Raw genomic sequence first — 22,665 nt, 5'->3', positions numbered from 1 at the left:
CCTTAAAAATTTTCTGAATGATGTAATAATTTAAATCATTACATATAATTTGTAATTAGTAAATAAAAGATTAATAAACAATCATAAAATTGTATACCTATACATCTATTGTTGACAATGATAGTTATAAAAATGACAACTATATTTGTCATAACGACAATAATAGTGTATATTAGTAATCGTAGGTGGTGGTCAAATGAAGAACAGGGTGAAAGAGTTGAGAGCTAGAGAAGGATTTAATCAAACTGAGTTGGCAAAAAGAGCAGGTATATCGAGACAAACAGTTTCATTAATAGAACGTAATAACTTCATGCCATCAGTATTGACTGCGGTAAGAATAGCTAGAATACTCAAAGAAAATGTTGAAGATGTTTTCATATTCGAGGAGGATGAATTATGAAAAAAAATAAAATTATGTTAATAGGTAACCTTATTTTATATATGCTTATAGGTGGATTAGTTGGAGGTTTATTAACAACCTTGTTTGGGGCTAATCATCAGCTTTTAGAAATACAATTAACAAAAACACAAACAGATATTATAACTATTATTTTAGCAATATTTATCATTATATTAGTTGTTATATTAATGAATGTTTATAAAAAAGCGAAAAACTATAGAAAGTTAGAAACAGATTCAGACAATGAGGATGATATAGAAGTACAATTAGAAAAAACATTAATTTTTCCACCTGTACTATTAGGCTTAATAACTACACTTGGCTTAATAATACTAAATCTTGTTTTAAATTTATCAGAAGATCCAAGCATTTTATCGTTAATTATAGCAGTATTATCTTTAATTATAACTGCACCATTATCTTATATGCATTTATCGAATTTAAGAAAATTATACCCAGAACGTCATTATCCAAAAGCAGGAGATAAAAAATTAAATGAAAAAATAGTAGATATGATGGATAGTGGTGAGCAATATATCACTTTACTAGCTTTACAAAAAACATACACTTTAAATCAACAATTGATCATAGGATTTATTGCACTAGCATCAATATTTTCAATAAGTTCTAATAATAATCAATTTTTCAGCGTATCATTATTAATTATCTTATATCTAGTTAATACAATGTACTTCACTAAAAAAGTTTCAGAAACTTTATAAAAAAAGACCCGGTCCTATATAGGATCAGGTCTTTTTTTATAAGAATTGTGTCTAAGGACACCTATATTCACACAAGTCGGCAGAAGTGTAAACAAGGGCAGCTATATTCACACAAGTTGGTAGAAGTGTAAACAAGGGCAGCTATATTCACACAAGTTGGTAGAAGTGTAAGCAAGGCTATCCATATTCACACAAGTCGGAAGAAGTGTAAGCAAGGGCATCCATATTCACACAAGTCGGAAGAAGTGTGAGCAAGGCTATCCATGTTCACACGAGTCGGAAGAAGTGTAAGCAAGGCTATCCATATTCACACAAGTCGAGAGAAGTGTAACTAAGGCTATCCATATTCACACAAGTCGGAAGAAGTGTAATCAAGGACAGCTATATTCACACAAGTCGGGAGAAGTGTATCTAAGAACACCTAAATTCACTTTTCATTTTTATTTAGCAACTTTTACAATGTGTAAGTGTCAAAGGTATTCAATGCTTCAATTGCTCGGTCTCTATCATTACTTGATTTAAAACTTAATCTTAAAGCACCCATTATATCTTCGCGTACTTCTAGTATTCTAATATTTGTTATTGAGATATGACTTTGTCCTAATATTCTTGTGACTTCGCTGATCATACCTGGTTTATCGGGGATATCTACATACAAATCAAATGTGGATGTTAGTGCACCTTGTTCTTTTATTGGTAATTGGTCTCTATATGTTTTCGCTGATTGATAAAAGTCGTGAATTAATGCTGGATTACCTTCTTGAATCAATTCTTTTGTTTGTTCCATTTGTTCTATCCAATTTTCCATTAAAGTTACGAGATGCTTTTTATTTTCTAAAGTGATGTCTCGCCACATATCAGCATTACTACTTGCTATACGTGTGATATCACGAAAACCACCTGCTGCTAATGTTTTTACATATTCAGAAACTTGTGTATTTTCTTCGTTCATATGAATTAAACTTGAAGCTATTACATGAGGGAAATGACTGACTACACCAGTTACATAATCGTGTTCTTTTGCCGACATTTTGATAAATTTTGCTTTAGTGGGTTCAAATAAATTTTTCACTTCACTATAAGCAGCTTCGTTTTCGTCTTCATCATAAATTAACACATAATAGGCATTTTCGAATAAATGTTTTTTAGAATTAATTACCCCAGATTTATGACTACCAGCCATTGGATGACCGCCAATTAAATGGATATCTTTCTTTAGTAATTTTGATTCTAATGAACTTAATCCTAATTTAGTGCTGCCTGTATCCGTAACAATTAAACCAGGTTTCGTATTAATTTCTAATAATCTTTTACCGTATTCAATTGATTGTTGTACCGGAGTAGCTAGAATAATTAAATCTGCTTCACTTGCACTAGAATCAAAATCGATTGCTATTTCATCGATTATTTTCATTGATAATGCGATATCCGAATATTTTTCAAAATAATCGTAACCGGTTATATGTATATTAGGGTGATGAAATTTAATATTTTGAATTAAACTTCCCCCGATTAAGCCTAGTCCTACTATAAATATGCGTTGCATAAAATCCCTCCAATACTTTAATAGTTTAAAGTAAGTTAGTGTATGAAATCAAGTGTTATTGCTTTATTTTTTAAAAAGTATAGAATGAAAATAAATGCAAAAGGAGTGGTACAATGACAATTAATGTAAATGAAACAGTGGAAACTATAAAAGAGCTTGTTCAAATTAATAGTCCATCTGGATTTGCTGATCCTGCAATTGAATATTGTAAAAAAATTGCCGAATCATTAAATTATGATACGAGTGTAACACATAAAGGTGGACTATTAATTGAAGTTCCCGGTAAAAATGATGATCAACAACGACTTATTACTGCACATGTAGATACACTTGGCGCAATCGTTAAAGATATTAAAGAAGATGGTAGATTACAACTAGATCTAATTGGGGGGTTTAGTTGGAATGCGATTGAAGGGGAATATTGTACAGTAACTACTCAAAGTGGTAAAGAAATTACTGGGACAATTTGTTTACATGAAACAAGTGTCCATGTTTATAAAAATACTTCAAAAATTCCTAGAGATGCTGAGCATATGGAAGTCAGAATAGACGAGAAAACATTTAATCCTGAAGATACTAGAGCGTTAGGAATTGAAATTGGAGATGCAGTAAGTTTTGATCCGAGGTTTATACATACTGAATCAGGGTTTGTAAAATCTCGTCACTTAGATGATAAAGCTAGTGTTGCTATGATTTTACAATTTTTAAAATATCTTAAAGAAGAAAATGTTGAATTGCCTCATACTACTAAATTCTATATTTCTAATAATGAGGAAATTGGATATGGTGCAAATTCTAATATTTCTGAGAAGGTCGTTGAATTCATTGCTTTTGATATGGGAGCACTTGGTGATGGACAGGCATCCGATGAATATACTGTTTCAATTTGCGTAAAAGATGGTTCTGGACCATATCATGTTGGTTTAAGAAATCATTTTGTTGAATTATGTAAAGAAAATGATATTAATTATAAATTAGATATTTATCCTTATTATGCTTCAGATGCTTCTGCAGCATTAAGCGCTGGCGCAGATATTAGACACGGTTTATTTGGTGCAGGTATCGAATCATCACATGCATTAGAACGTACACATGAAGATTCAATTTTAGAAAGTGAAAAGCTTTTAAGAGCTTATTGTTTATCCAATATTAACAGTTAATTAAATTTTATAGGTTGACTTTTAAAATATAATCTCGTATAGTGATATTTAATTAATCCGAAGAAGTTATTCGGGATTTGAAAGATAAGTATCTCGTGATGATAGTAGCAAAAAGAAAGCTAATGTTTGATGTAAATTAGCACTATCCACAATGAGAGAATTGGGCTTTCAAATTTTAAATTGAATGATTTTTAAAGTGAACATAATTTTTAAATGTTAACTAAGGTGGCACCACGGTAACGCGTCCTTACAGATTGCGTATACTGTGGTGTCTTTTTGTATATAAATTTCAGTGATCATGAGTAAAATTTAAAGTAAGTAGCAAATAGAAAGTTAGTGGTTGATGAGAACTAACACACTTTAAATTTGAAATGGGGATCATGTAGTGAAAATTAAATAACTAATGAGTGAATAAGTTATAAACTTATTAATCAAGGTGGTACCGCGCATAAGCGTCCTGTTAATTTAGGATGTTTATGCGCGGTTTTTTTAATTAAGGAGGATAATCATGAATATAAAATTTAAAAAATTAAATGCTGATATTACCCCAGAAACGTTAGGGCAAATAAAAAACAAGAAAATGATTCTTGAAAGTGCTAGTACAGATCAAATGAAAGGTCGATTTTCAATTGTAGCCTTTGATGCAATTGGTAAAGTTAATTTATACGATACACACTTCCAAGTGCTATTAAATAATGAAGTACAAATTTACAGAGATACGCCATATGACTCGTTAGAAACTTTTATAAACGATATGAAACATGAAGAAATACCAGAAGAACTTAAACATTTACCTTTTATTTCAGGAATGATTGGATATTGTAGTTTCGATTTAGTGAGATATCAAAATAAATTATTACAACAATTAAAAGTGAAGTCAGATATTCCAGATGTATCATTTAATTTAGTTGAATCTGTTTACATTTTTGATCATTTTAAAGAAGAACTTTTCATTATTACTTCTAATTTATTCAGCAATAAAAATGAAGAAGATATGGATAAAGAACTTGAGCATATGACAGATGAATTAAAAAATGTTTCACTTTTCCAAAATAAAATGAAACACCCATTAAGAGGTGAGTTAGAAACAAATATTACGGAAGAAGATTTTATTAAAGAAGTAGAATATTACAAATCATTAATTAGTAAAGGCGACATGTTTCAAGTAGTGCCTTCAAGAATATATAAGTACAAACATTATTTTGATGATAACAATAGAGAAAATTTAAAACTTCAAATTTATAAAAATTTAAAAAGACAAAACCCAAGTCCTTATATGTACTACGTAGATGATGAAGATAGAACAATTATTGGTTCTTCTCCTGAAAGCTTTATAAAAAAACAAGGCGAAGTGATTACAACAAATCCAATAGCAGGTACGAATAAGCGAGGTCAAACGGAAGAAGATGACAAACAAAATGAAATTGCATTATTAACAGATGAAAAGGAATTGGCTGAACATCGTATGCTAGTTGATTTAGGAAGGAACGATTTAAATATCATTGCTCAAACAGGTTCAGTATTCATGCCGAAGCTGATGACTATTGAAAGATTTGAACATGTGATGCACATCGTTACGATTGTTGAAGGAAAAATCAAACCAGAAGTAACACCGCTTCAAATGATAACAGCTTTATTACCTGCTGGAACTGTATCCGGTGCACCAAAAACAAGAGCAATCACTAGAATATATGAGAGTAGAAAACAAAAACGTGGTATTTATGCTGGTGGAGTTGGATACATTAATTGCAATCATGATTTAGACTTCGCATTGACGATAAGAACGATGGTTGTTGATAAAGAATATGTAAATGTTGAAGCTGGATGCGGTGTTGTTTATGATTCAGATCCAAAAAAAGAATTAAAAGAAACAATGATTAAAGCTAAAAGCTTATTGGAGGTAACACCATGATACTAGTAATCGATAATTATGATTCATTCACTTATAACTTAGTAGACTTGATTGAACAATTTGATGAAGTTGTTATTCACCACCCTGATGAAACACCATTAGATTTGAAAATTGATGGTTTAGTAATATCTCCAGGTCCAGGACATCCTGATGATACGGATGAATTAAGAAAAATAATCGATGCTTATAGTGATAAACCTATTTTAGGCATATGTTTAGGTGCACAAGCACTTACTACATACTACGGTGGCAAAGTAATAGTAGGTAAAGAAGTTAAACACGGAAAAGTTGATCAAATTAACTTATTAGAGCAATCAGTACTGTATAAAGAATGTAACCAAAATTTTAATATTATGAGATATCACTCTTTAATAAGTGATGAATCGACATTTCCAAAATGTTTAAAAGTCACAGGACGAACAATTGACGCAATTCAATCATTTGAACATATAACAAGACCACATTTCGGTATACAATATCACCCAGAGTCTTTTGCTTCGGAATATGGTAATGAAATTATAAAAGCATTTGTAAATACTACAAAGGAAGGTGAAAACAATGGATACGCTCAAACAACTTATTCAATATCGTAATTTATCACAAAATGAAATGAAGGGTTTCGTAGAACTTATGATGAATGAACAGGCAGACGTTTCATTAAAAGTTGCACATTTAGTCGCTTTAAGTATGAAAGGCGAAACATCTGATGAACTTTCTAATTTAACTCAAAGTTTAATAGAAACAACATATCAACAAAGACCATATATAAAAGATAGTATTTGTGTATGTGGTACTGGAGGAGATCATTCAGGAAGCTTTAATATTTCAACTACCGCTTCATTTGTAGTTGCAGCAGCTGGGTTGAAAGTTTTGAAACACGGAAATAAAAGTATTACGTCTAAAACGGGAAGTATTGATATTTTATCCGCTTTAAATATTCATACAACACCAATTAGTGAAGCAACTAGTAGAGTGAACGAAACAAACTTAGCATTTTTAAGTGCTACAGAAACATACCCTATTATGAAAATTGTTCAACCAGTTAGAAAGTCAATACCAACTCCAACTACATTTAATTTACTAGGACCGATGATACATCCTTATAAATTAGATTATCAAGTAATGGGTGTTTATGATGATACTAAGCTTGATATCATAGCTGAAGCATTATATAAGTTAGGTCGTAAACGTGCGATAGTCGTACATGGAGCAGGCAGAATGGATGAAGCAACGCTTTCTGGTGACAATACTATTTATGAAATTTCACAAGAAAAAGGCATTATACATTATAAAGTCAATGCGAAAGATTATGGTCTTCAAACAGCAAACAATCAAGAATTAAAAGGTGGTACACCTGAAGACAATAAAGAAATTACATTAAACATTCTGACTGGTAATGATCAAGGTCCGAAAAGAGATGTTGTTGTATTAAATGCAGCACTTGCATTATATGTTGGTGGCAAAGTTAATTCTATACAGAATGGTGTCAAGTTAGCAGAAGAAATAATAGATGAAAAGTTAGCATTGAATATTTTAGAATCTGTAGGAGGAAAAGTATATGACAATATTGGATGAAATCGTAGAATATAAAAAAGGTTTACTTAATGACAACTATTATGAACAAAAATTAGAAACATTAGAAAAAGTAGATGTTCAGCATAAAACTTCATTTATAAGTCGTATAAATAATGATGATCGGTTAAATATCATAGCTGAATTAAAAGCAAAAAGTCCAACTGTATCAGACATTCCTAAACGAGATATGGCAACTCAAATTAAACTTTATGAACAATATGGTGCATCTGCAATATCTATTTTAACTGATGAAAAATATTTTGATGGTAGTTATGAAAGACTACAAAGTTTGACTACAAAAACAACACTACCAATATTATGTAAAGATTTTATAATTGATAAAATTCAAATTGATTTAGCAAAACACGCTGGTGCTTCTATCGTATTATTGATTGTTAATATATTATCGAAAGCAGAGCTGAAAAATTTATATGATTATGCAACAAGTAAAGGTTTAGAAGTTCTCGTCGAAGTCCATGACAAAGCAGAACTTGAAATAGCACATGAAATTAATGCTGAATTAATCGGTGTGAATAATAGAGACTTAAAAAGATTTGTTACAGATGTTAAACATACGAATGAAATATTGACAACAATTAAACCTAATGTCAAATACATTTCAGAAAGTGGTATACGTACTATAGAAGATGTTGAAAGTATTATTGATAGTGGTATTGATGGTGCACTTATTGGAGAATCCTTAATGAAACACCCAAACTTAGATGAATTTCTACCAAGTTTACGATTACAAAAGCAAGGTGATCAACATGTTTATTAAATGTTGTGGATTCCAAGATAAGGGTTCTATTGCAACAGCAGTAAAAAATAATGTAAATGCTATTGGATTTATTACTTATCCAAAAAGTAAACGTTACGTAACTGTAGAAGAAATTGAAATGCTAAGCAAAGATATACCTGATTTTATAGACATAGTTGCAGTGGTAGTGAATTTATCATTACAAGAAATTGAAAAGTTAGTGGTAAATACTTCTATTAATACGATCCAATTTCATGGTGATGAGTCACTTGATTTTATTAAAACTGTAAAAGCAAAATATCCTCAAATTAAAATTTATAAAGCTTTACCAGCCAATGAGGAATTAGAAAATAAAATTAAAACATTTCAAAATGATGTCGATTTGTTGTTGATTGATACGCCATCTCAAAATTATGGAGGAACGGGTATTTCTTATGACTGGTCTTTATTAAATGAAATAAAAGATACACCATTTTTAATAGCAGGTGGTATCAACAAAGAAAAAATTAAACAAATAGAATTATTGAATTTAAATAACGCTGGTTATGATATATCAAGTGGTATTGAAACAAATGGTAAAAAAGATTCAGACAAAATAAAAGCATTACTAACTTATGTAAAGGGATGATAGTTATGGATAGCAATATACAATTAGAAGCAGATGAATTAGGTTTCTTTGGTGAATTTGGAGGACAATATGTTCCTGAAACATTAATGCCTGCTGTTCAAGAATTAAATGATACGTATCAAAAGTTAAAAAATGACCCAGAATTTCATAAAACATTGAATGCTTATTTAAAAGACTATGTTGGTAGAGAAACACCTTTAACATATGCTAAACGTTATACTGAAGAACTCGGTGGCGCTAAAATATATTTAAAACGTGAAGATTTAAACCATACTGGTGCTCATAAAATAAATAATGCATTAGGGCAAGCTTTAATTGCTCAAAAGATGGGGAAACGTAAACTTGTTGCTGAAACAGGTGCAGGTCAACATGGTGTAGCAAGTGCAACAATTGCGGCATTATTTGATATGGAACTCATTGTATTTATGGGTGAAGAAGATATTGAAAGACAAGCATTAAACGTATTTAGAATGGAGTTATTAGGGGCTAAAGTTGTTCCTGTAACAGATGGTCAAGGTACACTTTCTGATGCTGTAAATAAAGCACTGCAATATTGGGTGTCAAATGTTGATGATACACATTACTTATTAGGTTCTGCACTTGGTCCACATCCATTTCCAACAATTGTAAGAGATTTACAAAGTGTAATAGGGAAAGAAATTAAAACCCAAATTTTAGAAAAAGAAAATCGACTACCGGATGCAGTTGTTGCATGTATTGGTGGCGGTTCAAATGCTATTGGTACATTTTATCCATTTATTAATGATGAAACAGTTAAATTGTATGGTGTAGAAGCTGCTGGTGAAGGTGTAGACACTACTAAGCACGCCCTTGCTATTAATAAAGGTAAACCAGGGGTATTACACGGTTCTAGAATGTACTTAATTCAAGATGATAATGGACAAATTGAACTTGCACATTCTATTTCAGCAGGGTTAGATTATCCTGGAGTAGGGCCGGAACATAGTTATTATAATAATATTGGTCGCGTACAATATCCGAATGCAAGTGATAAAGAAGCGATGGACGCATTAATTAAATTTACACAATTAGAAGGTATTATACCTGCAATAGAGAGCGCACATGCTTTAAGTTATGTTGAAAAATTAGCACCAACTATGAATGAAGATGAAATTATCGTTGTAACTGTTTCTGGTCGAGGTGATAAAGATATGGAAACAATTAGAAAATATATGCAAGGTGAGGAGGGGAATCAAAATGAATAAATTATTTATCCCTTACATAATGGGTAATGAAAATTTTATAGATTCAGTTAAATTAATGGATGAAAATGGTGCAGACTATATTGAAATCGGCTTACCTTTCTCTGATCCAGTTGCTGATGGACCTACAATTATGAAAGCAGGTCAAGAAGCTATTAAACAAGGCATGACGGTAAATAAAATTATTGATCAATTAATTCAACATAAAAATAATATACAAACACCTTATTTATTTATGACATACTACAATTTGATTGATTCATATGGTGTTGAACAATTTATTGAAAGAATAGCTGAAGCAAATGTATTTGGATTAATTATTCCGGATTTACCATTTGAATTAGGTGAACGTTTTAAAGAAAAGTTACAACATAAAAATATTAAATTAATTTCTTTAATTGCGATGACATCTAGTGATGAAAGAATTAAAAAAATTGCAGAACATGCAGAAGGATTTATTTATACAGTAACAATGAATGCAACAACTGGCGATGGTAGAGGATTCCATGTAGGATTAAAAGACAAAATTCAATTTATTCAACAACATGCCAATGTTCCAGTGGTTTGCGGCTTTGGTATCAAAACAGTAAATCATGTAAAAGAAATAAAATCATTTAGTGATGGTGTAGTTATTGGCAGTGAAATAGTTAAACGTTTAGAAAATGATTCTAAACAACAAACAATAGATTATTTAAAATCTATTAGAACTGCATTAGATAAAGATTAAATAAACAAAACCCTTCTTGGAAGAAAAAGAAACTTACATCATGTATAATCGACAGTAACAAATGAAAAGGAGTGTTTCTAATGAGCAAAAAAGTACTCATAGTTGTTACAAATGAATCTCAATTTAAAGATGGTAAACCTACTGGGTTATGGCTAGAAGAAGCAGCAATTCCTTACAAAGTATTCATTAAAAATGGATTAGAAGTTGACATTGCATCTGTAAAAGGTGGTACTGTACCAATTGATCCTAATTCAACACAAAATAATGAAACAAAAGAATATCATGATGTATTAGAAAAATTACAACAAACAAATAGCATAAAAGATATCGTTTTCGAAAATTATGAAGGTATATTCTTACCTGGTGGACATGGTACTGTGTTCGATTTTCCTAATAATAAAGATTTAGAAAATATGTTAGCTTATTACAAAAATAACGATAAAGTAATTGGTGCTGTTTGCCATGGTCCTAGCGCCTTTGTGGGTGCAAAACTTCCTGATGGAAACTTTTTAGTTAATGACGTTAAATTAACAGCATTTACAGATAGCGAAGAAAAAGCAATGAATCTTGATCAAGATGTACCATTCTTACTTCAAACACAATTAGAGAAGCAAGGTGCAAGATTTGTTAAAGGCTCTGACTTTGATTCTCATACAGTTGCAGATGGTAAATTTGTTACTGGTCAAAATCCAAATTCAAGTCAAGAAGTAGCAGAAAAATTTGTAAATGTATTAAAATAATGAGAATTAAAAGGGAAAAACCTGCCATTTGGTAGGTTTTTCTTTATGAAATAATGATATAGTAATGAGTATTGTTTTAGAATAAAGAAAAAATATTGTATAATTGTAACAAATACATAAATAAGAGATTGGGAGTATTGTATACATGAAATTTACAAATTTAACAACTGGTGAATTTGAAGCTTTTACAAATAAAATGCCATATGCGCATTTCACACAAACTGTAGGTAACTATGAATTAAAAACATCAGAAGGCACTTCAACACATTTAGTGGGTGTTAAAGATGACGAGGGCGAAGTACAAGCAGCTTGTCTATTAACAAGTGTTCCAGTCATGAAAAAATTTAATTACTTCTACTCAAACAGAGGTCCAGTAATGGATTACGATAATAAAGAACTTGTAGACTTTTTCTTCAAAGAAATTGTTCCTTATTTAAAAAATAATAAAGGTTTATTCTTTAGAATCGATCCTTATTTACCGTATCAATTAAGAGACCATGATGGTAATATCAAAAAATCATTTAATCGTGATGGTTTAATAGAACAATTTGAATCATTGGGCTATGAACATCAAGGATTCACAACCGGTTTCCACCCAATCCACCAAATTAGATGGCATTCAGTACTTGATTTAGAAGACATGGATGAAAAAACACTCATTAAGAATATGGACAGTTTAAGAAAGCGTAATACTAAGAAAGTTCAAAAAAATGGTGTTAAAGTACGCTTCTTATCAAAAGAGGAAATGCCTATTTTCCGTCAGTTTATGGAAGATACAACTGAGAAAAAAGATTTTAACGACCGTGGGGACGACTTTTATTACAATAGGTTAAAATACTTTGAAAACGTTAAAATACCTTTAGCATATATTGATTTTGAAACTTATATTCCACAACTAGAAAAAGATCATGAACAATATAATAAAGATATCTCTAAAGCAGAAAAAGAATTAGAGAAAAAGCCAGATAATCAAAAAACGATTAATAAAATCGACAACCTTAAACAACAAAAGGAAGCAAATGAAACTAAACTTGAAGAAGCACAACAACTAAGAAAAGAACATGGTGATACATTACCGATAGCTGCAGGTTTCTTCATTATAAATCCATTTGAAGTAGTATATTATGCAGGTGGTTCATCTAATGAATACCGTCATTTTGCGGGAAGTTATGCTATACAATGGGAAATGATTAAATACGCATTAGACAATAATATTAATCGTTACAATTTCTATGGTATTAGTGGTGACTTTTCTGAAGATGCACCAGATGTGGGAGTTATTAAATTTAAAAAAGGTTATAATGCAGATGTTTATGAATACATTGGAGATTTTGTTAAACCAATTAATAAACCAGCGTACAAAGCATATACAACAATAAAAAAAGTTTTAAAAAAATAATGATTTTCAGTAAGAGAGGAATTTAGATAATATGAAATTTACAGAATTAACGGTTACTGAATATGATGATTTCGTATCAGACAGTCAATATGAAAGTCACTACTTCCAAGTAAAAGAAAACATCAAGACTAGGGAAAATGATGGTTTTCAAGTTGTATTATTAGGGGTTAAAGATGAAAATAATCAAGTAGTTGCTGCAAGTTTATTCTCTAAAATACCTACAATGGGTAGCTATGTATATTATTCAAATCGTGGACCAGTAATGGATTATAGCAATCTAGATTTAGTAGAATATTATTTTAAAGCACTTGAAAAATATTTAAAACAACACCAATGTCTATACGTAAAAGTAGACCCTTATTGGATTTATAATGTTTATGATAAAGATATTAAACAAATTAAAGAAGATGGTGCAAACGATGAAATCATTAACCTCATTAAATCTTTAGGTTATGATCATCATGGTTTTACAACTAAATATGACCCATCAAGCCAAGTTAGATGGATGGGTGTATTAAATTTAAAAGACAAAACTTTAGCAGAAATTAAAAAAGGGTTCGATAGCCAACGTAAACGTAATGTTAATAAAGCACATAATTATGGTGTTAAAGTACGTTTCCTTGAAAGAGATGAACTTGATATATTCTTCAAACTATATAGAGAAACTGAAGAAAGAGCAGGATTTATTTCAAAAACAGATGAATATTTCTTAAACTTTATCGATACATATGGATCTAAAGCACTTGTACCTTTAGCATATGTGGATTTAAATGAATATATCAAAACAACACAAGAAAACTTAAACGAACTAGAAACAAAACGCGATCAAATGATGGCAAAAGAAAATAAATCAGAAAAGCAAATTAAGAAAATTGCTGAAACTGACAGACAAATCGATCACGCACAAAAAGAATTACTAGAAACAAGTGAACTTATCAAAACTGATGGAGAAGTATTGAATTTAGCTGCAGGTGTATTCTTTGAGAATGCATATGAAATAAATTACTTCTCAGGTGGATCAAGTGAAAAATACAACCACTTTATGGGACCATATATGATGCATTGGCATATGATTAATTATTGTTTCGAAAATGGTTTTGATAGATATAACTTCTATGGACTATCAGGAGACTTTACTGAAAATAGTGAAGACTATGGTGTTTACCGATTTAAACGTGGATTTAATGTGCAAATAGAAGAATTAATTGGAGACTTCTATAAACCAATTAATAAAAAGAAATACTTCTTATACAACACAATACAAAAAGTTAGATCAAAAATTAAAAGATAGCAAAACGTGCCTGGGACAAATTTGTTCCAGGTTTTTTATTTATTATATAGATGCTTACTGTTAAATATAAAAATTATTAAAAAATAACTAGTTAATGATGTTAATAAAATAAATAAAATAAATAAAATATTATCATGCTAATACCTCTTTTTTACTATTTGAAAATGTTGAAAACTTTCCTTTTATTACCATATATTTACATTTATAATAAAATTATAGGTAATATTCACTATTAAATATTAAAGTAATCTATATTATCTATAAAAAATATCGTTCTACTAAAATTATAACAAGGAGGAGTGATGATTAAATGCTGAAATTCAAAGGAGTTCAAACTAAAAATTTGAATAATGAATGGACTATGGGAGCAGATGTAATAGTTGGCGCTGATGCTGCCATAGGCGGAGGATTATTACTACATAAGGAGGTTGAATCATATTATGAAACTAAGTAGTTTAGCTTTGTTTAGTTCTTTTTTGGTCTTAATAGCAATTAGTTTAATAACATATAATCAATCTTCAAATCCTAATATATATATTGTTGCTATTTTAAGTATAATTTTAGGTGTTATTTCTATAAGCTTATTTGCTAATGTTTTAAAATCAAAATCAAAAAAAGAGAGTGATAATTAAAAGCTAACATTCAAATAAGTCGAGACTAGAAAGTTGAATGTTAATTGGAATTACTTGGGCGTGACTTGCAAAATATGATAATTGTCAAATTAGTTTACATAATATATATTATAGGAAGTTAAGTATATTGTCATTAGGGGACCCTTTTCTATTCGTTTACTAGTATATTGATATGTTTATCGTTGTTATGTTCATCTATACTATTTAAATCTGGATCTTTTAATGATATCCATTCTTCAAATCCAATCTCACGATTAAAATGATTTAATAGCAATATCATTATATACCCGTGTGTAACGATTAAACTGTTATGTGAATGATTAATGGAATCATATACGCTTAAAATTCTTTTTTGAGCTTCTGAACTTGATTCGCCATTATGTATACGATAATCAAAGTCTTCATATGTGTATTTAAGCTCATTTAACCAATTATTTAACGATATGTCGCTTAATTGACGTTCATTGAGTCTTGAATCTGTAATAACATCTATTTGATATTACTTAAATATATTTGATCAATATTAAGGTTTGCTAATACAGGTATTAATTGTTCAGCTTGAAATATACTATTTTAATTATGATTAGACAATATAAAACACAGCAACTCAAATCGTCATAATAACGTTTTAAGTTGCTGTGTTTCTCTTATAGATGATTTTCTACGTATATATTAATTGCTTCATGCATATATTGAGCTAATCCTTCACCAAATTGGTTTATATTTTTAGTGAAACGTTCGTCAGCTATATATAATTCACCTAAACCTTTAAATACTTCTAATGAATACTCATAATTGATATTATCGTTTAAGAAATCATACCAATCTTGAATAAGTTGTTGTGTTTCTTCTGATGCTGGTGATTTCTCTTCATTATTAACGGAAGCTAATGATCTAAATATGTTGTTCATTTCGTTTTCTTTTTCGAATCTTTCTTGTTTAGGCATATTTGATAATTTTTCGTTTGCTTTATCAACTGTCTTTCCGCCCCACTTTTCACGTGCCTCTTGTTCATATTCATTTTTATTGAAGTCGAACCCTTTAAATTTCTCTTCATTTGTCATATTTATTTCTCCTTTAAAATGTTTTGTTGTTTGATTAATAGTTTGTATCATTTGATCAATGTGATTCCTTTTATCCATTAACATTTTCTTATGCAATTGCAATGCTTCTTGTTTATTGAATGATGGATTATCTAGAATTTGTTTGATCTTTTTTAGAGGGAAATCAAGCTCTTTGAAAAATAAAATTTGCTGTAGTCTATCTAAATTAGCTTCAGAATATAATCTATAACCTGCTTCTGAAATTTTTGATGGATTTAATAAGTTTATTTCATCGTAATGGTGAAGTGTGCGCACACTTATTCCTACAATGTTTGCTAATTCTTTAACTGACATTTCCATTTACTTAACCTCCTCATATATTGACTATAAAGTCTTACGTAACGTAAGAGTCAACAACTAATATTATTTAAAATTTTGAAAATATGTTCGATTAATACATGTTATAGTATATATACGATAATTATGGTAGACAGGAGATTTAAAATGAACAAAGAACCTCAATATGATTTAACTTTAGAAACACCACGTTTAATACTAATGGCAGGAGAACAAGTATTAGCGTATAAAAAAACGATCACTGATGAATTGCTCAATTCAGCTGATTCTTTAAAAAAATGGGTATCATTTTTTAATTATAACTTTGATAAAGCTAAAGCAACAGAATTTATCGATAAAACAACTGATATGAGTTTTAACAAACAGTTTTTAAGATATTTTATGTTTGATAAAGAAACGAATACTTTTGTTGGCTCATTAGTATTACAAGATATTGATTTGAGATTACCATCTTGTGAAATTGGATATTGGACTGTAGTTTCTGGACAAGGCAAAGGCTACATGACTGAAGCAATCCAATATATTACACGATATCTAATTGATACACACCAATTTGCTAGAATTGAAGCATATATTGATGTTAAAAATGTTAAAAGTATCGACACAATAGAAAGATGTAGTTTCGAACGTGAAGGTACATTGAAGAATTCAGATTTAAGTGCCGATCAATCAAAATTAATTAACGAAGCATTATATGCAATTACAACACCTGTTTATTTTAAATAATGGAGCTTGTTTGTTATAGTAACTTACGATTTTGTACGTGCATTTGCCAGAGGGTATGGCTCGAGCCTGTAGTCTCTCACGCATACTATTCCCTCAGGCGTCAGCACTACAAAATCGTTATAAATATCAGTTTTTTTATAAAAAGTATGAGTAAGAATCAATTTTAATAAACTGTTCATACAAGCCTACCATGGCAGTCTTATGAGATTTCTCATTAGGCTGCTTTTTTGTATTCAAAAGTGCTTATAACGGACTCCTTAACAGCAATTTTGGTAGAACCTGCTTATAACACACCTCTTATCAGCAATTTTGCTGAAATCTGCTGATACTGCTACTCTTAACAGCAATTTCGCTGAAACCTGCTGATACTGGCACTCTTATCAGCAATTTTGCTGAAACCTGCTGATACTGGTACTTTTATCAGCAAGTTCGCTGAAACTTGCTTATACTGTAACTCTTAAAAGCACCCGGGTAATGCATGTGCATAAAAAATGCCAACAAAGTCTAATACTTTGCTGACACTCTTATGGTAGCTTCATGAGCTTCCAAAATGATTTTTATAAAATTCTAGGACATTTATGACCCGAATTTATTTATCACTTCTTTTTAATTTGTTAAATTTGCGTCCATCCTCAAAGTCTTCTTTTTGACTAAGTTTCTCAGCTTTTCTTTTTCTATTTTTTCTCATTAAATACCATGTAAATAAGCATACAATTAAACTAATTATAGCCATAAAAGCAGCATACCCTAGTAATGGTTCATATGTAATGTCATAAAAATTAGGTAATACGAAAGCAATAATACCTAATACAATAAATGTTAATATTGCACTAATAAAGTGCTTTTTAAGAATTAATGAAGATAATAATGAAAAAACTATAACTACTACAAAAGAAATCCATAAATAATTTGGAAAATCGAATATGTTCAAGGTAAACGCCTCCTTTATCTCGCTGATTATAATTATACCCGATTATTATTATATTAATTATATTTTTTAATATAATAATAATCTTTTTGTTAAATAAGTTAAACAAATGGTATGTATGTTTGAAAATTGTACTATAAAATGATTAATACTATAATAAGAATAAGTAACTTTTAGAACATTGCAAATTTTATATAAAGGGATGATTAATTAAATGGGACAAATGCTTAGAAATGAAGTTCCTGTTCAAGAAACATGGGATCTTACAAGTTTATTTGAAAATAATGATGCTTTTTATAGTTCATTAGAAGAGTTAGTAAAGACAGTCACTACATTTAATGAAAAGTATGTTAATCAATTAAATGAAATTTCAACTATAGAATCAGCTTTAAATGAACAAGCTGACATTATCATCAGTATTATACATTTAAGTACATATGCAGAATTATTGTATTCTACTGATACATCAAATGAGAAAAGTCAAAAAGTAGCTGCTCAATTCTCAACTACATATGGTAAAATTGCTGGTCTTTTATCTTTCGTTGAATCAGAAATTTTACAGTTAGATGAAGAAGCTTTTAATGCTTTAATTAAGCAATCTGAATATCCTAAATATTTATCTTTATTGAAACGTCAAAAAGCACATACATTACATCCTGAAGTAGAAAAAACACTCGCTTCATTCTCGCCTACTTTTGGTGCGCCATATGAAATGTATGGAATTACTAAAATGCTTGATATTGAATTTGGTACTTTTGAAGCGAATGGAGAAAGTATTCCATTGGATTACGTTTCATTTGAAGGTGATTACGAAGTAGCTTCAAATACTGAAATAAGACGAAATGCCTTTAAAAAATTCAGTGAAGCTTTACGTCGTTATGAAAATACGACAGCTGCAACTTACAATGCACATGTTCAGAAAGAGAAAATAGAATCTGAATTACGCGGATATGATTCAGTGATAGATTTCTTATTAGAACCTCAAGATGTTACGAGAGATATGTATGATAGACAAATTGATATTATTTCTGAAGAATTGGCACCTCATATGAGAAAATATGCCAAATTACTAAAACGCACAAATAATTTAGATAAACTAAAATTTGAAGATTTACGTATACCGTTAGATCCAACTTATGAACCAGATGTTTCTATAGAAGGTTCTAAAGAATATATTAAAGAAGCGTTGAGTGTTCTAGGCGAAGACTATATGAAAATGGTAAATGATAGTTATGATAAACGTTGGATTGATTTTCCTCAAAATAAAGGAAAACAAACAGGAGCTTATTGTGCAAGTCCATATGGCGTTAACCCATTTATTTTTATTTCATGGACAAGTAAAATGACTGAAGTATTTGTATTAGCTCATGAATTAGGACATGCAGGACACTTTAATTTAGCAAATGCTCATCAAAATGTATATCAAGCTGATTGTTCTATGTATTTTGTAGAAGCACCATCTACAATGAATGAAATGCTTATGGCAAATAGTTTATTGAAAAAATCAGACGATCCAAAATTTAAACGTTGGGTAATTAGTTCTATCATTTCAAGAACGTATTATCATAATATGGTTACGCATCTTTTAGAAGCTAAATACCAAAGAGAAGTATATAGACATGTGGATAAAGGTGAAGCTTTAACTGCCCCACTTTTAAATGGAATTAAAAAACAAGTTATTTCAGACTTTTGGGGAGATGAAGTAGAAATAACTGAAGGCGCAGAATTAACTTGGATGCGTCAACCCCACTATTATATGGGATTATACCCTTACACATATTCTGCAGGACTTACAATTGGTACAGCAATGAGTCAGCGCATTGAAAAAGAAGGACAAACCGCAGTTGAAGATTGGTTAAACGTTTTAAAATCAGGAGGTTCAAAATCACCAGTTGAACTCGCTGAATTAGCTGGTATAGATGTCACAACGGATAAACCATTAAAAGAAACTATCGAATATATTGGTAATTTGATTGATCAGCTAGAACAGTTAACTGATGAAATAGAATAAATTATTATATATTTTCAAACTAAAAACCCGCCTTCACAAGTGAAGGCGGGTTAAATTTTATATTAATCTTCTTTTTTTACTTGAGACCAACCTTTTTGAGTGATTGTGATTTTACCTGTCTCTATTGTGATGAGTTTTTGTTTATATAATCTACCGATTGCACGTTTGAAGCTAGCTTTACTCATATTAAATACTTCTTTTATAGCTTCTGGATCTGACTTGTCCCAGAATGGTAATTCTCCATCATATTCTACTAGTAAATCGAATATAACTTGACCGTCTTCATCTAATCGTTCGTGAGCTAATGGTAAAAATGAACCGTTAAGTTCTCCATTTTCTTTTACTCCAATAATTCTAACGTCCATTTCTTCACCAAGTCTTGGCTCGTGTCGACGTTCTGATTCGTGTACGAATATTTTATAGCCCTCTTCAGATAATAAGAATGTTCCAACTCTTAATAATCTATAAGGTCTAGCTTTAACATGCTGATGTAATGTTGATTCTTCAGCAGTTTTAAACATTGTATCAACGATTGTTTCAGTCGCTAATCTTGCGAACATCTGACTATTACTATCTATTCTAAGTGTACAGAAAATCATGTCACCATTTTGTGGCCATAATTCTTTTACTTTTGGTAGATCTTCCCAAGGTATTAATACTTCCCTAGGCAATCCTACATCCACTGCTGCACCTTCTCTATCTACTCTTAGTACTTTTACCCAATCATAACGATCTTTCGTTATTGTAGGCATATTTTGAGTAGCAAATAGTTCTCCAGATCGACTTGGATATACGAAGAAACTATAATCTTCTCCAACTTCTAATTGATCATCCTCGTCAACTTCTGAAGCATTCATTTTAATTCGTTCACTACTTGGTCCAAGTAGATGGTATGTTGAACCTTCCAATCTATCCACTTTTAAAAAGTCAATACGACCTACAAGTGTATCTTTATCTTGTGCCATGTCATTCTCCATTCTTATGTTTTTCGTTTATTCATTATAACATGTATTTTTCTTCGTGTAACGACTGTTCAATCTCTTGCCCTTTTTTGTGTTATTTATGATATAATTCATCGGTAGAAGTATTAATGAAAAGGAGTCATTTAATGTTACAAGTCACTGATGTAAGTTTACGATTTGGTGATCGTAAACTATTTGAAGATGTAAATATTAAGTTTATACCAGGTAACTGTTACGGACTTATAGGTGCCAATGGAGCAGGAAAATCAACGTTCTTAAAAGTCTTATCAGGGGAATTAGATTCTCAATCTGGTCATGTTTCACTTGGTAAAGATGAACGTTTAGCAGTTTTAAAACAAGATCACTTTGCTCACGAAGATGAAAAAGTAATCGATGTTGTTTTAAAAGGCCATGAAAAATTATGGCAAGTTATGAATGAAAAGAACGAAATTTATATGAAACCAGATTTCTCTGATGAAGACGGTATGCGTGCAGCAGAGCTTGAAGGTGAATTTGCTGAAATGAATGGATGGAATGCTGAAGCGGATGCATCTGTTTTACTTTCAGGTTTAGGAATTAAAGATGAATTACATGACAAACAAATGTCTGAGTTAGAAAACAACCAAAAAGTTAAAGTGCTTCTTGCACAAAGTTTATTCGGTGATCCCGATGTTCTTTTACTAGATGAACCTACAAACGGTTTAGATATTAAAGCGATTGCTTGGTTAGAAGATTTCTTAATTAACTTTGAAAATACTGTAATTGTTGTTTCACATGACAGACACTTTTTAAACAATGTATGTACTCATATTGCCGATTTAGATTTCGGTAAAATTAAATTGTTTGTTGGGAATTATGACTTCTGGTATCAATCAAGTCAACTTGCTTCTCAAATGGCTCAAGACCAAAACAAGAAAAAAGAAGAACGTATTAAAGAGTTACAAGACTTTATTGCTAGATTTAGTGCTAACGCATCTAAATCTAAACAAGCTACAAGTCGTAAGAAAATGCTTGATAAAATTGAACTTGATGATATTCAACCGTCATCTAGACGTTACCCATTTGTTAATTTCAATATTGAAAGAGAAATTGGTAATGAGTTATTACAAGTTCAAGGTCTTTCTAAAACAATCGAAGGTAATAAAGTATTAAATAATGTATCTTTCACTATGAACCCTAATGATAAAGCAGTATTAATAGGAGAAAGTGAAATCGCTAAAACTACCCTACTACGTATATTAGCTGGTGAAATTGAACCAGATGAAGGCACAGTTAAATGGGGCGTTACAACAAGTCAATCATATTTACCTAAAGATAATTCAGAATTCTTTGAAGGAATTAATATGAACTTAGTTGACTGGTTAAGACAATATGCACCACCAGAAGAACAAACAGAAACATTCTTAAGAGGATTCTTAGGACGTATGTTATTTAGTGGTGAAGAAGTTAAGAAAAAAGCAAGTGTACTTTCAGGTGGAGAAAAAGTTAGATGTATGTTAAGTAAAATGATGTTATCAAGCTCTAATGTATTATTACTTGATGAGCCTACTAACCACTTAGATTTAGAAAGTATTACAGCTGTAAATGACGGATTAAAGAACTTCAAAGGTTCTCTAATTTTCACATCTTACGACTTCGAATTTATTAACACAATTGCAAATAGAGTTATAGAACTTAAAGAAGACGGCGCAATTTCTAAAGAAATCACTTATGATGAATACTTGAGAGATCAAGGCGTTTATAACTAATATTTATATTGAGAAGCTTCAATTCGACTTTTGCCGAATTGAAGCTTCTTTTAATATAAAAACGAATTAAGTTGTATATCTATTAAAAACCATGTTTTTCCATTAATTGTTTAAATAGTTAGAACTTTTGAATTTATCTGTTTTCTCTCTTTACATCAATATTCTTTCTATGTATAAT

Annotated in this window: 23 protein-coding genes; 18 read left to right on the top strand and 5 right to left on the bottom strand. The window is 30.4% G+C overall.

Features of this window, described 5'->3' with window-relative positions:
• The first annotated feature begins 196 nt into the window (after positions 1-196).
• Positions 197-400, top strand: coding sequence for a helix-turn-helix transcriptional regulator (locus tag LQ609_RS00320; protein WP_078356354.1), 204 nt, complete (start codon positions 197-199; stop codon positions 398-400).
• Positions 397-1,122 carry a DUF443 family protein gene (locus tag LQ609_RS00315; protein WP_239734211.1) on the top strand — a complete coding sequence of 242 codons (726 nt, stop codon included), beginning with the start codon at positions 397-399 and terminating at the stop codon, positions 1,120-1,122. Before LQ609_RS00320 ends, LQ609_RS00315 begins: the two co-directional genes overlap by 4 nt.
• Before the next feature lie 454 nt (positions 1,123-1,576).
• On the opposite strand, the gene LQ609_RS00310 is transcribed toward LQ609_RS00315, so the two are convergent.
• Positions 1,577-2,668 (bottom strand): prephenate dehydrogenase, encoded by a 1,092-nt coding sequence (locus LQ609_RS00310; protein ID WP_078356356.1) that lies wholly within the window; start codon positions 2,666-2,668, stop codon positions 1,577-1,579.
• 113 nt (positions 2,669-2,781) lie between these two features.
• Here LQ609_RS00310 and LQ609_RS00305 point away from each other — a divergent pair, with 113 nt between their 5' ends.
• The 13 genes from LQ609_RS00305 (at position 2,782) to LQ609_RS00245 (ending at position 14,712) form a co-directional block, all read left to right on the top strand.
• Positions 2,782-3,828 (top strand): M42 family metallopeptidase, encoded by a 1,047-nt coding sequence (locus LQ609_RS00305; RefSeq protein WP_078356357.1) that lies wholly within the window; start codon positions 2,782-2,784, stop codon positions 3,826-3,828.
• Positions 3,829-4,336: 508 nt separating this feature from the next.
• Positions 4,337-5,740 carry an anthranilate synthase component I gene (locus LQ609_RS00300; RefSeq protein ID WP_239734210.1) on the top strand — a complete coding sequence of 468 codons (1,404 nt, stop codon included), beginning with the start codon at positions 4,337-4,339 and terminating at the stop codon, positions 5,738-5,740.
• Positions 5,737-6,333 (top strand): anthranilate synthase component II, encoded by a 597-nt coding sequence (locus tag LQ609_RS00295; protein WP_239734209.1) that lies wholly within the window; start codon positions 5,737-5,739, stop codon positions 6,331-6,333. Before LQ609_RS00300 ends, LQ609_RS00295 begins: the two co-directional genes overlap by 4 nt.
• Positions 6,299-7,315 carry an anthranilate phosphoribosyltransferase gene (trpD, locus tag LQ609_RS00290; protein WP_239734208.1) on the top strand — a complete coding sequence of 339 codons (1,017 nt, stop codon included), beginning with the start codon at positions 6,299-6,301 and terminating at the stop codon, positions 7,313-7,315. Before LQ609_RS00295 ends, trpD begins: the two co-directional genes overlap by 35 nt.
• Positions 7,299-8,093, top strand: a complete 795-nt coding sequence (gene trpC / locus LQ609_RS00285) for an indole-3-glycerol phosphate synthase TrpC (protein WP_239734207.1) — start codon at positions 7,299-7,301, stop codon at positions 8,091-8,093. Before trpD ends, trpC begins: the two co-directional genes overlap by 17 nt.
• Positions 8,083-8,700, top strand: coding sequence for a phosphoribosylanthranilate isomerase (locus LQ609_RS00280; RefSeq protein ID WP_078356362.1), 618 nt, complete (start codon positions 8,083-8,085; stop codon positions 8,698-8,700). Before trpC ends, LQ609_RS00280 begins: the two co-directional genes overlap by 11 nt.
• 5 nt (positions 8,701-8,705) lie before the next feature.
• Positions 8,706-9,926 carry a tryptophan synthase subunit beta gene (trpB, locus tag LQ609_RS00275; RefSeq protein ID WP_078356363.1) on the top strand — a complete coding sequence of 407 codons (1,221 nt, stop codon included), beginning with the start codon at positions 8,706-8,708 and terminating at the stop codon, positions 9,924-9,926.
• The gene (trpA, locus tag LQ609_RS00270) at positions 9,919-10,650 is read left to right on the top strand and encodes a tryptophan synthase subunit alpha (protein ID WP_078356364.1); all 732 of its coding nucleotides are present in this window, start codon (positions 9,919-9,921) and stop codon (positions 10,648-10,650) included. Before trpB ends, trpA begins: the two co-directional genes overlap by 8 nt.
• Before the next feature lie 80 nt (positions 10,651-10,730).
• A complete protein-coding gene (locus LQ609_RS00265; protein ID WP_107510108.1) occupies positions 10,731-11,390 on the top strand; it encodes a type 1 glutamine amidotransferase domain-containing protein in 660 nt (219 codons plus the stop codon).
• 145 nt (positions 11,391-11,535) lie between these two features.
• Positions 11,536-12,789: an aminoacyltransferase gene (locus LQ609_RS00260; protein WP_203154165.1), complete on the top strand. Its 1,254-nt coding sequence runs from the start codon at positions 11,536-11,538 to the stop codon at positions 12,787-12,789.
• Between the two features lie 31 nt (positions 12,790-12,820).
• On the top strand, positions 12,821-14,080 hold the full coding sequence (locus LQ609_RS00255) for an aminoacyltransferase (RefSeq protein ID WP_115337477.1): 1,260 nt from the start codon (positions 12,821-12,823) through the stop codon (positions 14,078-14,080).
• 310 nt (positions 14,081-14,390) lie between these two features.
• Positions 14,391-14,534 (top strand): hypothetical protein, encoded by a 144-nt coding sequence (locus LQ609_RS00250; RefSeq protein ID WP_158079017.1) that lies wholly within the window; start codon positions 14,391-14,393, stop codon positions 14,532-14,534.
• Positions 14,521-14,712, top strand: coding sequence for a hypothetical protein (locus tag LQ609_RS00245; RefSeq protein ID WP_078356368.1), 192 nt, complete (start codon positions 14,521-14,523; stop codon positions 14,710-14,712). The genes LQ609_RS00250 and LQ609_RS00245 overlap by 14 nt, the downstream gene beginning before the upstream one ends.
• A 148-nt stretch (positions 14,713-14,860) precedes the next feature.
• Here the strand turns inward: LQ609_RS00245 and LQ609_RS12660 are convergent, their stop codons facing one another.
• Together LQ609_RS12660 and LQ609_RS00240 are read right to left on the bottom strand one after the other, a co-directional pair.
• Positions 14,861-15,196, bottom strand: coding sequence for a histidine phosphatase family protein (locus LQ609_RS12660; RefSeq protein WP_325883269.1), 336 nt, complete (start codon positions 15,194-15,196; stop codon positions 14,861-14,863).
• A 163-nt stretch (positions 15,197-15,359) separates the two neighbouring features.
• A complete protein-coding gene (locus LQ609_RS00240) occupies positions 15,360-16,115 on the bottom strand; it encodes a MerR family transcriptional regulator (RefSeq protein WP_239734206.1) in 756 nt (251 codons plus the stop codon).
• A 144-nt stretch (positions 16,116-16,259) separates the two neighbouring features.
• Here LQ609_RS00240 and LQ609_RS00235 point away from each other — a divergent pair, with 144 nt between their 5' ends.
• Positions 16,260-16,838, top strand: a complete 579-nt coding sequence (locus LQ609_RS00235) for a GNAT family N-acetyltransferase (protein ID WP_119634594.1) — start codon at positions 16,260-16,262, stop codon at positions 16,836-16,838.
• 589 nt (positions 16,839-17,427) lie between these two features.
• On the opposite strand, the gene LQ609_RS00230 is transcribed toward LQ609_RS00235, so the two are convergent.
• A complete protein-coding gene (locus LQ609_RS00230) occupies positions 17,428-17,769 on the bottom strand; it encodes a hypothetical protein (protein ID WP_078358123.1) in 342 nt (113 codons plus the stop codon).
• 211 nt (positions 17,770-17,980) lie between these two features.
• Between LQ609_RS00230 and pepF the strand changes: the two genes are divergently transcribed.
• Positions 17,981-19,777, top strand: a complete 1,797-nt coding sequence (pepF, locus tag LQ609_RS00225; protein WP_078358124.1) for an oligoendopeptidase F — start codon at positions 17,981-17,983, stop codon at positions 19,775-19,777.
• Between the two features lie 62 nt (positions 19,778-19,839).
• Here the strand turns inward: pepF and LQ609_RS00220 are convergent, their stop codons facing one another.
• On the bottom strand, positions 19,840-20,742 hold the full coding sequence (locus tag LQ609_RS00220; RefSeq protein ID WP_078358125.1) for a CvfB family protein: 903 nt from the start codon (positions 20,740-20,742) through the stop codon (positions 19,840-19,842).
• Between the two features lie 143 nt (positions 20,743-20,885).
• On the opposite strand from LQ609_RS00220, the gene LQ609_RS00215 reads away from it, so the two are divergent.
• Positions 20,886-22,487 carry an ABC-F family ATP-binding cassette domain-containing protein gene (locus LQ609_RS00215; RefSeq protein WP_239734205.1) on the top strand — a complete coding sequence of 534 codons (1,602 nt, stop codon included), beginning with the start codon at positions 20,886-20,888 and terminating at the stop codon, positions 22,485-22,487.
• The last annotated feature ends 178 nt before the right edge of the window (positions 22,488-22,665 follow it).

It is taken from the genome of Mammaliicoccus sp. G-M28 (assembly GCF_022386595.1).
Classification (GTDB): domain Bacteria; phylum Bacillota; class Bacilli; order Staphylococcales; family Staphylococcaceae; genus Mammaliicoccus; species Mammaliicoccus fleurettii.
The sequence above is the reverse complement of the archived record's forward strand: the minus strand, read 5'-3'. Positions and strand labels throughout refer to the sequence as shown.

Excerpts from the sequence above, each read along its gene's own strand:
- LQ609_RS00220 (WP_078358125.1), bottom strand. The coding sequence starts at position 20,742 with ATGGCACAAGATAAAGATACACTTGTAGGTCGTATTGACTTTTTAAAA.
- trpC (WP_239734207.1), top strand. The coding sequence starts at position 7,299 with ATGACAATATTGGATGAAATCGTAGAATATAAAAAAGGTTTACTTAAT.
- LQ609_RS00320 (WP_078356354.1), top strand. The coding sequence starts at position 197 with ATGAAGAACAGGGTGAAAGAGTTGAGAGCTAGAGAAGGATTTAATCAA.
- LQ609_RS00310 (WP_078356356.1), bottom strand. The coding sequence starts at position 2,668 with ATGCAACGCATATTTATAGTAGGACTAGGCTTAATCGGGGGAAGTTTA.
- LQ609_RS00240 (WP_239734206.1), bottom strand. The coding sequence starts at position 16,115 with ATGGAAATGTCAGTTAAAGAATTAGCAAACATTGTAGGAATAAGTGTG.
- LQ609_RS00245 (WP_078356368.1), top strand. The coding sequence starts at position 14,521 with ATGAAACTAAGTAGTTTAGCTTTGTTTAGTTCTTTTTTGGTCTTAATA.
- LQ609_RS00255 (WP_115337477.1), top strand. The coding sequence starts at position 12,821 with ATGAAATTTACAGAATTAACGGTTACTGAATATGATGATTTCGTATCA.
- LQ609_RS00265 (WP_107510108.1), top strand. The coding sequence starts at position 10,731 with ATGAGCAAAAAAGTACTCATAGTTGTTACAAATGAATCTCAATTTAAA.
- trpA (WP_078356364.1), top strand. The coding sequence starts at position 9,919 with ATGAATAAATTATTTATCCCTTACATAATGGGTAATGAAAATTTTATA.
- LQ609_RS00305 (WP_078356357.1), top strand. The coding sequence starts at position 2,782 with ATGACAATTAATGTAAATGAAACAGTGGAAACTATAAAAGAGCTTGTT.
- LQ609_RS00260 (WP_203154165.1), top strand. The coding sequence starts at position 11,536 with ATGAAATTTACAAATTTAACAACTGGTGAATTTGAAGCTTTTACAAAT.
- trpB (WP_078356363.1), top strand. The coding sequence starts at position 8,706 with ATGGATAGCAATATACAATTAGAAGCAGATGAATTAGGTTTCTTTGGT.
- LQ609_RS00295 (WP_239734209.1), top strand. The coding sequence starts at position 5,737 with ATGATACTAGTAATCGATAATTATGATTCATTCACTTATAACTTAGTA.
- LQ609_RS00235 (WP_119634594.1), top strand. The coding sequence starts at position 16,260 with ATGAACAAAGAACCTCAATATGATTTAACTTTAGAAACACCACGTTTA.
- trpD (WP_239734208.1), top strand. The coding sequence starts at position 6,299 with ATGGATACGCTCAAACAACTTATTCAATATCGTAATTTATCACAAAAT.
- LQ609_RS00250 (WP_158079017.1), top strand. The coding sequence starts at position 14,391 with ATGCTGAAATTCAAAGGAGTTCAAACTAAAAATTTGAATAATGAATGG.
- LQ609_RS00215 (WP_239734205.1), top strand. The coding sequence starts at position 20,886 with ATGTTACAAGTCACTGATGTAAGTTTACGATTTGGTGATCGTAAACTA.
- LQ609_RS00280 (WP_078356362.1), top strand. The coding sequence starts at position 8,083 with ATGTTTATTAAATGTTGTGGATTCCAAGATAAGGGTTCTATTGCAACA.
- LQ609_RS00315 (WP_239734211.1), top strand. The coding sequence starts at position 397 with ATGAAAAAAAATAAAATTATGTTAATAGGTAACCTTATTTTATATATG.
- LQ609_RS00300 (WP_239734210.1), top strand. The coding sequence starts at position 4,337 with ATGAATATAAAATTTAAAAAATTAAATGCTGATATTACCCCAGAAACG.
- pepF (WP_078358124.1), top strand. The coding sequence starts at position 17,981 with ATGGGACAAATGCTTAGAAATGAAGTTCCTGTTCAAGAAACATGGGAT.